This is a genomic window from Bacteroides faecalis (assembly GCF_003865075.1).
GTDB lineage: Bacteria > Bacteroidota > Bacteroidia > Bacteroidales > Bacteroidaceae > Bacteroides > Bacteroides faecalis.
The window spans coordinates 558,785-571,754 of sequence record NZ_BHWB01000002.1; the positions used below are offsets into that span (position 1 = coordinate 558,785).

Annotated in this window: 9 protein-coding genes; 1 reads left to right on the forward strand and 8 read right to left on the reverse strand. The window is 43.4% G+C overall.

What is annotated here, in order from left to right:
- The 3 genes from EJF25_RS24820 to EJF25_RS05110 form a co-directional block, all read right to left on the reverse strand.
- A complete protein-coding gene (locus tag EJF25_RS24820; RefSeq protein WP_200832868.1) occupies positions 1-102 on the reverse strand; it encodes a smalltalk protein in 102 nt (33 codons plus the stop codon).
- Between the two features lie 171 nt (positions 103-273).
- Positions 274-804: an N-acetylmuramoyl-L-alanine amidase gene (locus EJF25_RS05105; protein WP_125040318.1), complete on the reverse strand. Its 531-nt coding sequence runs from the start codon at positions 802-804 to the stop codon at positions 274-276.
- A gap of 106 nt (positions 805-910) precedes the next feature.
- Positions 911-1,399, reverse strand: a complete 489-nt coding sequence (locus EJF25_RS05110) for an HU family DNA-binding protein (protein ID WP_125040319.1) — start codon at positions 1,397-1,399, stop codon at positions 911-913.
- A gap of 246 nt (positions 1,400-1,645) precedes the next feature.
- Between EJF25_RS05110 and EJF25_RS05115 the strand changes: the two genes are divergently transcribed.
- Entirely contained in the window at positions 1,646-1,894 is a 249-nt protein-coding gene (locus EJF25_RS05115; protein WP_370685697.1) for a DUF4248 domain-containing protein, read from the forward strand.
- Positions 1,895-2,204: 310 nt separating this feature from the next.
- Here the strand turns inward: EJF25_RS05115 and EJF25_RS05120 are convergent, their stop codons facing one another.
- The 5 genes from EJF25_RS05120 to EJF25_RS05140 form a co-directional block, all read right to left on the reverse strand.
- Positions 2,205-4,658, reverse strand: a complete 2,454-nt coding sequence (locus EJF25_RS05120; protein ID WP_125040320.1) for a DUF3987 domain-containing protein — start codon at positions 4,656-4,658, stop codon at positions 2,205-2,207.
- Between the two features lie 350 nt (positions 4,659-5,008).
- Positions 5,009-6,028 carry a DUF4973 domain-containing protein gene (locus tag EJF25_RS05125; protein ID WP_125040321.1) on the reverse strand — a complete coding sequence of 340 codons (1,020 nt, stop codon included), beginning with the start codon at positions 6,026-6,028 and terminating at the stop codon, positions 5,009-5,011.
- A 30-nt stretch (positions 6,029-6,058) separates the two neighbouring features.
- Positions 6,059-8,098: a RagB/SusD family nutrient uptake outer membrane protein gene (locus tag EJF25_RS05130; RefSeq protein ID WP_125040322.1), complete on the reverse strand. Its 2,040-nt coding sequence runs from the start codon at positions 8,096-8,098 to the stop codon at positions 6,059-6,061.
- A 22-nt stretch (positions 8,099-8,120) separates the two neighbouring features.
- On the reverse strand, positions 8,121-11,252 hold the full coding sequence (locus tag EJF25_RS05135; RefSeq protein ID WP_125040323.1) for a SusC/RagA family TonB-linked outer membrane protein: 3,132 nt from the start codon (positions 11,250-11,252) through the stop codon (positions 8,121-8,123).
- Positions 11,253-11,274: 22 nt separating this feature from the next.
- On the reverse strand, positions 11,275-12,684 hold the full coding sequence (locus tag EJF25_RS05140; protein ID WP_125040324.1) for an IPT/TIG domain-containing protein: 1,410 nt from the start codon (positions 12,682-12,684) through the stop codon (positions 11,275-11,277).
- Positions 12,685-12,970: the final 286 nt, after the last annotated feature.

Sequence of the window (12,970 nt, forward strand, 5' to 3'; positions counted from 1 at the left end):
CTACAAATTCATCGCATTACCGCCCACTGCGCCCAGCACTGCCGAAGCCACTGCGATCACCACTTTCAGGATTGTATCCCAAAGAGATCTACTGATAGCCATAATTCCCACACCTCCTTTCCGATTCTTAAAAAAATGATTTGTTACCTGAAAACTTAAATGTTACCCGAAAACTTTCTACCTTAGAACTTTATCTGAAAAACTGAAAAATCACACTTGTTGAAGTTTTGAAAGTTGCTGAAATCCTGTGAATTACCGAAGCAATAAGACTTGTTAAAGCTTTGTCGATTGCTGAATCTCCGGAGGTTTCGGCAGTACCCGGAGTTGCGGAAGCGAACTACTTCCCGTCTCATCGAAAGCCTTTGAAAACCACTCTTTCACTTCGAAACATGGACACGCTTTAATCCACTCTTCCGGTTCAATCTCCCCGTTGCCGTTCAGGTCGGGACTAAGATCCCGGTGTCCGCATACCCTACAATCAGGAAAGCGTTGCCCCAATTCTTTCACCAGTAAATACAGTGACATACATTGTTCCAGTGTTCGTGTATCCGCCGGGTGTCCCCGGCGGTCCAATCCACCCTCATAACAGATTCCTATACTGCCCTCATTGAAACCTTTCGCGTGAGCCCCGATGCGTTCGATAGGGCGGGTGAGGACCACTGTTCCATCTTTGCGGATATAATAGTGATACCCTGTGCCGTTGAAACCACGCCGGCGGTGAAGTAAATCCAGATCGAATGCCGTCAGCGTCCGGTCCTCCCGCGTAGCAGAACAATGAATCACAATCAGATTTATCTTTCTCATTTTCCTTTCGTTTATTTTTTTGATTCGTTACTGTTAACTCTTGATTCTCAGTCTTTCAACTCCTAATTCCCACCTCACCTCTTCCCTAATTCTCAATTCCTGAATCTTAAAGAGTAGGGTCCGGAGATTCACCTCCCTCGTCCGGTTTAGGATCCGGCTTTTCACCTCCCGAATCGGGATCATCAGTGTTCTCACCGTTCCCTTCCTGTTTAAACTTGCTGTACGCTAGCGTTTTCAGTGCATCCTTGATCTCTTTACCCGGGCGGAAACGGACACGTGCCCCTTTGATAACTCCCTCTTTTACATCCTTCTGGATGAGTACACCTGTACTTCGCAAGGTGACGTAAAACGATCCGATATCGCCCAAACGGACAATCTCGCCTTTCTTGAAACTGTCGATCATCTCCGTTTGGAGAGCTCGCAACACGCATACCACGTCCGCCCAGTTCACCGTACTCGAACGCTGGATGCGTTCCGCCATCTCGTCAATCCCGATCTCGCCGCTGGACTTCGCCAAGGCATAGTACATATCGGGTTTCTCTTTGTCCAGCATATTCTTGCGGAGTATGCTGGTGAATGAAAAAACTTTTGCCATAATTCTTTTTACTGTTTAAAAAACTTTTAATATAAATTGAATGATATTCTCTTGGTCAGAAGCGGTTCCTTGCTTATGACACTACGAAGGTAAGGCATTACAAAAGGGGTGTGTCCGGATTTGTCGGCGGGTGTCCGGCATTGTCCGATAATGTATATTTTTATCCGTATTTGTAGATAAAATATTGATTATAATTTGACAATTTGAAGTATTATTGCTATCTTTATAGCACTGTAAAACCAATTAATGAAAGGAATAATGAAAGCAGAAAATGAAGAGAAAAAATTTGAGATGAGAGCGTATGATAAGTCAGAACTGGCGTTACTCTATTGTCCCGGGCGTACAGCCGAGACGGCTCTTAAAACATTAGTAAGATGGATGAAAGGATGCGAATCGTTGATGCAGGCGTTGGATATCATCGGATATAATCCGAGACGTCACCGCTTTCTGCGGAGAGAAGTCGAACAGATCGTCCGCTATCTGGGAGAACCTTGAAAAGGCGGATGAAGTACTTCTTTCCTGCTACTCTAGTACATCTCTTGACCGTTTCCTGTACTTCTTTTAGTAGACTCTTGTACTTCTCTCCGCCTGTTCTTCTACTTGTTTGATATAACTCTTCTACATGATTGGCGACACTCTTCTATATGGTTTCTTTTTGAGGATTTGAGGTTGCATTTACTATATCAGACAGAACCGGATATTATACCATTTGTGTGATTTTATAAATTGTTGTTTCTTGTTTTTGTACCTTGAAACAACCTCTTTTTCAGGCTCTGTTAGTTACTCTCAAACTGTCACTGTCACTTTACTCCCTTTTGCCAGTAACCATTTTTAGTTTATGATATGTATTGTCTTGTTTCTCAATGTGTTTTGACTTTGCCATTTTATTGAGAAATCGATATAAACTACTCTCGGATATACCATTTGACAGTACTTTTTCTTTGATTTCCTTTAGCGTAAAAGTGGTTGGCAATTTGTTAAATATTTCGCCTATCCGAAAATAAGGTCTCAAAGGTTTTCCCTTCACATCATTACCCGGAAGCGATGATTCGAGCAACAAACTGTGTTGCATCGTAGTTTTTACAATCTCCATGGCAGTATGGAAATCTTCATCGGTACAGATATATTCTTTCATGTGCATACCTCCTTCGAATTTTCGTAAGGCAGTAAGAATACATGCTATACGAGTTACCGTTAGCGCACTACGGAGGACAATACCCCCCGGAGCATTGGGACGCTCACTGGCAACTTCGTCCAGAATTTCGCTGAAATAGGCGGTATGCTCTTCCCATTGCTTGTCGGTGAGTGTAACCTCTGTAGGCGACTGTTGGAAGATAAGAAACATATCGAGCACCTGTGCACTGAGCCGTTTGTAGAGATCGTGATAATTCTCCTGACCTTTGATAGGAGCTGCCGAACGGTATTTCCAGGGAACTAAACAGTTGTAAGGGGTGAAACGGCTGTAGGTTCCATTCGTAGAAGAATGGATGAAACTAGGAAGCTGCTCGGGAGTACCGGAGAGACAAAGTGCCAGATGCGGATCGTCGGCAAAAATCAGTTCTTTATCCGTTTTAAAGTCTGTCGATACGGATTCGTGATGGAAAGCGGCACGAAATACGTCGTCGTGTTTACCGTAATCTTGCTTGATGGCTCCTGAAATTGTATCCAGTTCGGTAGCTGTGATGATGAGTCCTAGGGGCCCGTTAGTTTTCAGGCGACTGATGAGTTGGTTTTTGGAAGTGTTAGGAGAACCACATAGGTGATAATACTCCGGTTCCTCAGGACGGGGAATATAGCCTGTTGTTTCTACTTTGGCTCCTTTTCCGGAAGAATGACTCTGCTGTTCCCACGCTTGCAGTTCACGTTCGTAAGTTGTTTTTTTCCGTTTGTTTTCTCCTTTCAGGTAATTGTCGATGGCTGAGGGCAAACTGTTTGCTAATGAAAGGAGGCCTTTGCCGGCAGCCGAATTGGCGATAATGAGTATAAACAGGTGTGGACTGTAGGGACATTGGTCGTAGAGGAGGCTGACTTGAGGCATACAACCACTTAGGTTGGCTAGTATCCCTAAGAGTAACATGTCTTTCGCACGCGGGTTGCGTGCTGGCTTGAGGGCTTCATTAATGAGGTCGGGAAGATGTTGGTAGATCTCGTTGGAAATGAAGGGAGTGGAGGAACGTAGTTCTTCATCTTTTATTGACATATCATCTTCTGTTGCCGAGTCATTCACAGGGGAAATACCTCTATAGGTGACAGTTGAAAGTGACAGTGCCGAAAAATCGTCTTTTTGAGGAGTATATGATAGGTCAACATATTGATAACCAGCGTATAAGTCCTTTCGTAATTCTTGGAGGGAATAACTGTCATTTACGATTCTTACTGTCATCTTTGAAATTAAACTTTCTATTTCTACTTTTGAAAAACCTTTACGTCGTGCGCTTCTTCCCATCGCCAGCATTGATTCGTGTCGGTTGCCTTTCTGCAGGGAATGGTATTGGGTAAAGGAACGGATAAAGTTTTCGATGTATCCACAGGCTTCGCTAGCGGGAGGGATCGGGGAGACTTTGCCGTTGCCGGTCGGGAGGTAAGTGTAAGTGGATTGGTTGTTGGGGAAGTTATTGGCAGTCTGGACCAATGATTTCAGTGAAGGGTCGGTAGCCAGTTCTTCACGCCAAGGATAAGGCGTCGGGGAAGGATTGAAATAAGCATCCGGATCCCATACACAAGAGCATGGTTGGGTGATGCGGGCGCATTGCGGATCACATGGGTGTTGGGTGATACGTTCCAGTGTTTGCTGGCAGATAGCGTAGGCGAGGGGATACTCTTCGGGGGTACGTGCGTCGAGGTAGACAAATACCTTGAGACCTTCGCCGGAAATGGAGGTGTGTGCATAGGCTACGTAAGGAAGTTGCCGGAATAACTCTTTGATGGCCGGAGTGCGTTCATTGGAATGGTCGAGGTCGTACATGGCGAGAAGGCTCAGGCCCGTCAGGTTGGCAGCAGCGTGGCTATGATTGGGACGGCATATTCCTTCAGCGATGACAATCGGCATTGAGTCTTTCAGCATCTTTGCCTCATTATCCCGGTCAGTACGATCTTTCAGTTTCCGGTAACACTCGGTTTGTGGTTTCCAAAGCGGACTGACGACCTGTAAATAAAGGTCATGCAATGTAATAACAGTTGAATCTTTACTCCAGAGATTTCTAAAAAAAGAAAACGAAAATTGTAAGTCTTTAATTTCTGGTTGAATACTTGCTCCCATAATTAATTGTTTTAATGGTTTTGTTTAAATTAGTTGTGTGAAGAAGGGAGAGAAAATAAGATTGGCCAGGGGAGAAGCTTACTATATTCAGTTCCTTAGATCGGGTGCAAAGGTAGACTTATTGTCAATATGATGAAATGTTAAAAACGAACACTATTGTAATGAAATAGATTTATTGTTTGTTGTAAATCAGTAGATTAGTGCCATTCTTTTTTGCTTGTGCGAATGATCTGTTTTTTTTTAACTTTCGAATCTGCGTTAAACTACATAAAGTATAAAAGAACTAAAAAGGGCTGGATTTTTTGTTTGAAATCCAGCCCTTCTTTAGGTTAATAAACTGCTACTTTATCTTACCATTCAATAGCCTGATCCTCGTCAGGAATTAATGGGTTGATCTGACGTTCCATTGTCATGGAGCCTTTTACTTCGTAAGTCATCGGGTACTCCTTATTAGAAGTAACATCTGTATACTTATAACTGATTTGTAGTGTAGTAAGATGGCGTTCCATATATTTAATGGTTTCATGCTGAACGACTCTTTTTTCGTACGTACACTCTCCCAATGGTTCAACATTAGTTTTCTTTTCTCCAACCTCATCCGGGTCACCATATACTCTCAACTTTCCTTTAATAGTTCCATCCGCGTCCTTCGTGCCTTCCTGAAATTCAACAAACACTTTATACCTGGAACGTTCTTCCTCTTCTTTCCAAGTGGAACCGGCATAGAAGAATATGGTATTCTCGTCCACTACACGAGCTTCACGCGTATCTACCTTTGCAGGATCTGATGATGTTCCTTCGATGTAAATGTTCATTAGCGTGGTGTTGTAAGTTCCGGAATAGTTATTGAACAGATTCACTCCCAATAGTGCTTTGTAACGTCCTTTATACTTGTTTGGCATGTAGGAAGGATCTTCCTCAATGGTCAGCGGAAGCACATATTTGTCATCCAGTTCCAACCCGTCAAAGTTGAAATTGATGGGATAGAGCTGTATACTTTCTCCTGTAGGAATATGGCAAACGTTTGACTCAAAAGAATAATATTGTTCTGCAAGGGGGACATACCAGATGTCCTGACGATTTGCGGGGAATCTCGCCTCATTAAGTGTTTGGAGCGTATCCTCATCCACGCTTATTTTCACATCGATATTCCGGTCGTTAGTCTTCGAACCGCTGACAATGACCGGCAATTGGTATATTCCCGTTCCGTCCGGCTGGTAGCGTACATAAATTTCGTTCAGACCATTGTTTCCTACGGGTGCTTTGAAAGAAATGGTTTGCTGGTAAAGCTCATCTTTCCATTCGTCATTGCAAGCACTGAACATTGTGCCGACACCCAGTATCATTCCTAAAATATATAATTTTCTCATATTAATTTCTTTACTATATTAATGATAACACTAATTATAATACTCCCATCCGGGTGCTTGTGATAGATTCTTGTTCCGTTTCAGTTCATCGAAGCTGATAGGCCAGAAGTACTGTTTGCGAGAGAAAGAAGTCTGCAACTCTGCTACTCTGACCGGCAGATAATACATATCTTTGTAGTTTTCGTTCATCAGCGTATTACAACCGTAGATCTGTTCGCCTTCATGCTTTTCTACAATTTTCCAACGACGCAAGTCATAGTAACGTTGGGTTTCTCCAAAGAATTCAACCTGACGTTCATGAACAAGTTTTTCAAAGAATTTTTTCGGATTTTCATAGATATCTTCATCATAGTCGGGTACTCCGGCACGCATACGGACCGGTTTCACTCCGCGGCGCATCTCTTCCTTGTCACGGAAGATGTCATAAGTCTTGCTTCCATCCCATGAAGCTATCGAATAGTGTTTTCCTTCGGTAATGTTATTCAGTGCTTCCGCATACATCAGCAATATGTCGGCATAACGGAGCGTAGGTTCCACTTTCTTGTAGATAGATCCTCCCCATTTGGCACAATCGTTCGGATTGACATATTTCATGATGCCGATGCCGGTAATACACCAGTTGTCAGATCCATTGATACGTCCGTCGGTTGCTCCGCGATAATACCAGATTTGTCTGTTTCGTGAGTCTTTTCCACCTTCTTCCGTAATACTGAGTGCATTCCATTGAGCGCCGTTAAAGGCTACGGAAGCATAGAAACGAGGTTCACGATTGGTATATCCCCACCATACACCATTTTTTACATGGTCGTACTCGTGCTGATTCTTGTTTTCATCGTTTGTGTACTTCCCTTTCCACAATTCGTAGCATTCCTGGTCAAATGGATCGCCATTAGCCATTTCATAAGCCTCACTTTGTTTAAGAGTCATTCCATGTACATTATATCCTCCAAACGTTCCCGGCAGTTGATGCTTTACAAGATCTGCCATAGAGTTATCATCTTTTAAGTTATTGCTGTCACCATTGGTTCCGCGGGTAAAAATCAGTTCCGGATTTTCGGATGCATAGACGTCACCGTTGAAAATAGAACGGTATGATTCAAACGGATCGATGTTTGCCCAACCATTCGGGAAGTTCTCATTGGAATAAATTTCATGATAGGGCGGTTCGATAGTGGTCGGATAAGCTTCGTCCGTACTAACCGGGCGTCTTTCAAAAGTATAAAGTTTGTAGCGTCCACTCGCTTCCGAGTACTCAATCATGTCTTTGGCTGCGGCAGCAGCTTTTGCCCACTTTTCTTCATCGTATTCTTGTGGAATCAACTGTTTGCCATCCATATTGACAAAGTCTGCCATCTCCGTATTCCCGTTTGCCAGCGGGCTGGCAGCGTAGAGGAATACTTTGGCACGTACAGCCAGTGCGGCCCCTTTTGTCGGACGGGCAATGTTCAGGTTGTCGCGTTTCTCGAACAACTCAGTAGCTGCAATTTCCAGTTCAGAAGTGATGAATTCCACACATTCGTCATACGTGTTACGTGGATACGCCAACTCGTCATACGATTTTGTATAGTCGGCTCCTTCCGGCGGCAGAAGAGGTATCGGACCGAATTTTCTCAGCAGCATCCAGTAGAAATAGGCACGTAAGTAACGAGCCTGTCCTCTTACATCCGTCACTTCCTCCGGAGTAAGATCATCATTCTCATGTAATTCATTCAGTAGAATAGAAGCCTGATGGATTCCTTCAAATGACCAATTCCATGCGTACTGGCCACCAACGGAATTCAGGTATTCACCACGTTTGAATTTGGCAAAACGATCTCCGCGTTCGTTGAATACTTGGTCATCAGAGAAATTGAAAGGACATACGTCACTGTGTCCCACCTCCAGGTTATCTCCTTGTAGGTGACTGTAGCAGAATGACAGCCATTGGAGTGTATAATCTTTGTCTGAGAAAATGCGTTCTATAGACTGCTGGTCTCTGAAATAGCGATCTACATTCAGGTAATCGGAGCAGGAAGAGAGCCCTAAGCCGAGCACCGCCGCTCCTAATATAATGTATTTATTTTTTTTCATAACTTTTCTTTTAATGATTGTTTTAGATTCCTACGGTCAATCCGATGGTAACAGTTTTAGATAACGGATATTGCTGTCCGTTAGAGCTACCCAGTTCCGGATCCCAGAGCTTAAAGCTGGAGAAAGTCAGCAGATTCGTTCCCATCAGGTAGAGACGTACACGATCTAAATGGAGCTTGTTGACAAACTGTTTCGGAATGGTGTAACCGACTTCCACATTCTTTAAACGGATGTATGAACCGTTCCGCAGCCAATAAGTAGACGAACGATAGTTGTTGCTATTGTTGCCATAGCTCAGACGTGGGTATTTGGCATTCGGATCCTCGTTGGTCTCCAGTGACCAATAGTTACCAACTACATCCGTCAGGATATTACCCCAAGACTTATCTCTGAACGGATATACTGTGAATCCGTCGATAAAGAAGGATGATTTGCCGGCTCCCTGGAAGTGAACATTCACGTCAAATCCTTTCCAATCCACAGATATACCGAAACCGTAAACCAAGTTAGGACGAGTCGTTGCACCGATGGGCACTTCGTCATTGTTGTCAATTATTCCATCACCGTTGATATCTTTGTATTTGATATCTCCCGGCATAATACCTGCACCCTGTGATGGTCTGTTACGGATTTCTTCGTAATCTTTGAATAGTCCTTCGGCTATCAGACCACGTGCTTGGTCTACACGAAATCCGTACTGCATCTTATAGGGATAGCGGCTGTTTTCTTCGTCGTACTCCTTGATTTTGTTCTTACTGTAGGTCATGTTGGCACGTACCGTAAGACCGACCTCGCCTAGTTTCTGCTTATAAGCGATGTTACCGTCAAACCCTTCGGACAAGACAGAACCCACGTTGGCGTAGGGGCTCGTCCCGATATGATTCAGACCGATAATATAGGGAAGGAAATTACGTTTCATATAAATACCGTCACGTTGTTCGTGGAAGTAGTCAATGCTACCACTGAACTTATCGTCGAACATTGAGAAGTCGAGTCCGAGGTCATGTTTCTTGGCAATCTCCCAAGTGATGATGTCCGATGTTATTCTCGAGTAGGTTAATCCCGGATAATAATAGTTGCTGGTACCGATGTCACCGTAATAGTATCCGTTCAGATTACCTATGTTATCCATATCGTCTGTTTTTCCGTTCCATTCTGTGAATTTCGGTACGTATGGAAAGCGTATCTGATTATTGCCATCCATTAATTTGTCATTACCTACCTCTCCATAAGAATAACGTAACTTGAACATATTCAACCATTTGAAATGCTTCTTGATAATTGGCTCTTCTGCAATGTTCCATGCCAGTGAATAGGCAGGGAAGAATCCAAACTGTTGGCCTGTCGCGAAGTTTTCAGAACCGTTGTAACCGAAATTAAAGTCAAAGAAGTAGCGGTACTTCCATCCGTAGGTAAAACGTCCTGCAAATCCTTGATGACGGTTCTGAATGCTTTGCACAATCTTATCGTAGCTGTTGGAGTTGCCATTGTGAGACGTATTGGTAGTCTTATCCTGAGAGTATTTTAGTACAGCTCCTACCATATGATCACCAAACTGGCGGTTGTAGTGTAGCTCTGTTTCTAAATATTCCTTCCGTTGTCCGCTTGAGTACATCGTTCCGCTCATCAGTTGTTCTGTTTCTATTCTTCTGAACTGGAGTTCTCCGTCGGAGGTACGCTGACGTTCGGCTAACCAGCTTTCCGGCCATTTGAAACGGTTGTCACCGTTGTCTGTATAAGTATCGAATCCGAAGCGTCCGAAGAACTTTAATCCTTTTGTGATAAAACTAAAATCCTGTTCAAGATTTACCGTAGTTTGTATTTTATTCTTCCATGTTTCCTGGTATCCTTGCTGAGTGGTCAGTACCCAAGGATTTCTTTGGCCTGCACTGCCGACCGCTGCCCATTTTCCGTCACTGTACCGCACCGGAGAAGCGATGGGGTTGTATCCCATCAGTGAGTTCCAAATTTCATGGTACTGGCTTCCCGGTAAGTTCTGCTTGTCCAGAGAACCGGCTACGCCTACTTTTAGTAGCGTGGTTTTAGTCAGGTCAATGTCTACATTCATGCGGTAGTTCCAGCGATGGTAGTTGGCATTGGTATTATAGTCTGTCATAGCATGATCTGTCTCGTACATACCGCCTTCATTCACATAACTGGCGGAAATGAAATAACGGGCTACCGTACCACCTCCGGTCAGATCGATATTTGCCCGATAAGTAGGAGCACCGTCTTTCAGTATTAAGCCCATCCAGTCCACATTCGGGAAAAGATCCTGGTCCAAACCATTTCCAAACAGCTTCAAATCGCTTTCGCTATAAGCCGGAGCCTGACTTCTGGTAATCAGAGCTTCATTCATCATACGGGCGTATGTGGGGCCATCCACAAATTCCGGAGTTCTGGTACGTGTGTTATACGAGGTTTCTACTTTGGCATTGACACGTGTCTTTCCTTCCTTACCGCGCTTGGTGGTAATCAGGACAACACCATTCGCACCGCGCGAACCGTAAATGGCCGTTGCAGAGGCATCTTTCAATACAGAGAAGTCTTGGATATCTTCCGCATTGATCTCATTCATATCACGCTCGAAACCATCGACCAGCACCAATGCACCGTTTCCGGCACCGAAGGTGGAGATACCGCGGATCCAGAATTCAGAGAAATTACTACCTGGCTGTCCCGAAGTCTGGCGTGCCATTATACCGGCTACGTTACCTACAAGGGCATTCGTGATGCTTGACGTTGGGGTACGTAGCTGGGATACATCGACTGTGGTAACGGCGCCCGTCATAGTTAACTTTTTTTGGGCACCTGTTCCTGTGATGACGACTTCGTCAATTGCCGTTGCTTTGGTTTCTGTCATGACGATGTTGATATTCTTTTTGTCTTTGACAAAGACTTCCTGTTTATCAAAGCCGACATAGGAAAAAACAAGGTAAGAATAGTTGGGGATTTTGATTTTATAACGTCCGTCTATGTCGGTTATCGCACCGAAGCCAGGTATGTTCTTTGCTGTAACGTTCACACCCACCAAAGGCTCGTTCTTTGCATCTGTGACGATTCCCGTCACTTCAAGTTTTTCTTGTTCATTTTGAGCGTAGACTACACTTGTCCAGCCTACTATCAATAAAAATAATAAGATTATATTTCTCATATTCATTTATGCTTAAATAGTATTATTCCGTTGTCATATAACGAATCCCTTTGTTATCAATATCTCCGATATAGAATATGTCTTGATCAGGGTCGTAAGCAAGGCCGGACGGCTGATTGAAACGTGCTTCGTGCAACGGATTACCGTCTACATATCCATAGACTTTACTGTCGGCGTTTTCATTACTTCTACCGGCTACAAGGGAGGCTACCCCATGAGGATCCAGTTTCCAGATACAGTGATTATCCCTGTCGCAGAAGTAAAAATCGTATTGATCTTGGTCAGGACCGACTCCTTCTCCGTATTCCTCATTTTTAACGAATATACCGAATTGTGGTTTACTGAATCGGGCACCACCTCCGGTCCCTTCCTTGAAACCTTTGTCATTCATGTTTCCGGCAATGATGGTAGGATTACCAAATGTTTTTCTTACCGGGTCATAATCGGCTCTGAACACCGCTCCGAATCCGTCGGAAAGCATATACATAAATTTATTGGACGGATGTCTGAACAATATCGTATGTGAACCGCCTACTGACGATATCTGGCTCAGGCTAAAGGCAACTTCCGCATTATCATCGATATTGGGAATGGCTCCGTTACGTATCATTTTGTAGACTTTACCCTCCCACCAAGTGGTATAAAAGACGGTTCCGTCATCCATATATATCAGGCTGTAAGACGTCCTGCCATAGTTGTAGGGACGGATTCGACGGAAGTTTTCACGACGAAGGGAATAATAGATGTTTGCACGACTAGTGTTATCTTGACCATGGTCATCGGTAAACAGCAATGTATCCCCATCGGCAGTGAACGTGAAAGAGTACATGGTGCTGTATCCCGTTCTTGGGAAGAGGCGTTTCACAGTCCGTTGTGTCAGGTTTACCAAATGGATACCGTCATAAAAGTTTGAAGAGAAGAGTAACCGGTCATCTCCCTCCTTGTATTTGGGATCGAACACCATACAGTCGTTGGAAGGAATAGAGGCTCCTTCATCAAACGAACCTTCTTGGAATGCAGAATTATTATCCTGATCTACTTTACGTAGCAGGGTACCTACAATCGTTGCAGGTTCATACAGGAATTCCTGTTCGAATGTATGTTCCGCAACTGTTTTGCCGTCCGGTCCATCTACACGTACATTGATTGTTCCATCAAAAGCCTTGGAAGGAACCATACAATAAATACTTTTTCCATCAGTTCCGATGGTTTTGGTTTTTTCTCCGCCAATCGTGATATGAATTTTGGTAGGATCACTACCGAAATTACTGCCTTCAATGTAAAGTCGGGTTCGCATACCTCCTTCTTTGGGGCTGAAATCTGTAAACACTATCGGCTGGGAGGGGTCGTATTGGGTAGAATCGACCTTATCATCCTTGCAACCGATGAATGATAAACAGCAAATAAGTGCTGTGACTAGATGTTTTTTCATAAATATAATTAGTTAAATAATAAAAATATATCATATTGGATAAAGAATCGGAATATTTTTAAAAAACTAATATTCCAATTTTTATTTCATATAATTTCTAACAGGAAATGTTTTAATTGAAAAGCAAATAGGTCTTTTGAATGAAATGAATGATTCTTCTATTTCTTTTTCTTCCGACTTCTAATCATTCAAATAGTTGAGAATGTAAATATTGATATAGTGTAACTTTTGTATAAGTCGTCCTTATTATTGTATGTGTAGGTCTCATGATCGTGCTTTGTGTTTA

Excerpts from the sequence above, each read along its gene's own strand:
- EJF25_RS24820 (WP_200832868.1), bottom strand. The coding sequence starts at position 102 with ATGGCTATCAGTAGATCTCTTTGGGATACAATCCTGAAAGTGGTGATC.
- EJF25_RS05105 (WP_125040318.1), bottom strand. The coding sequence starts at position 804 with ATGAGAAAGATAAATCTGATTGTGATTCATTGTTCTGCTACGCGGGAG.
- EJF25_RS05110 (WP_125040319.1), bottom strand. The coding sequence starts at position 1,399 with ATGGCAAAAGTTTTTTCATTCACCAGCATACTCCGCAAGAATATGCTG.
- EJF25_RS05115 (WP_370685697.1), top strand. The coding sequence starts at position 1,646 with ATGAAAGGAATAATGAAAGCAGAAAATGAAGAGAAAAAATTTGAGATG.
- EJF25_RS05120 (WP_125040320.1), bottom strand. The coding sequence starts at position 4,658 with ATGGGAGCAAGTATTCAACCAGAAATTAAAGACTTACAATTTTCGTTT.
- EJF25_RS05125 (WP_125040321.1), bottom strand. The coding sequence starts at position 6,028 with ATGAGAAAATTATATATTTTAGGAATGATACTGGGTGTCGGCACAATG.
- EJF25_RS05130 (WP_125040322.1), bottom strand. The coding sequence starts at position 8,098 with ATGAAAAAAAATAAATACATTATATTAGGAGCGGCGGTGCTCGGCTTA.
- EJF25_RS05135 (WP_125040323.1), bottom strand. The coding sequence starts at position 11,252 with ATGAGAAATATAATCTTATTATTTTTATTGATAGTAGGCTGGACAAGT.
- EJF25_RS05140 (WP_125040324.1), bottom strand. The coding sequence starts at position 12,684 with ATGAAAAAACATCTAGTCACAGCACTTATTTGCTGTTTATCATTCATC.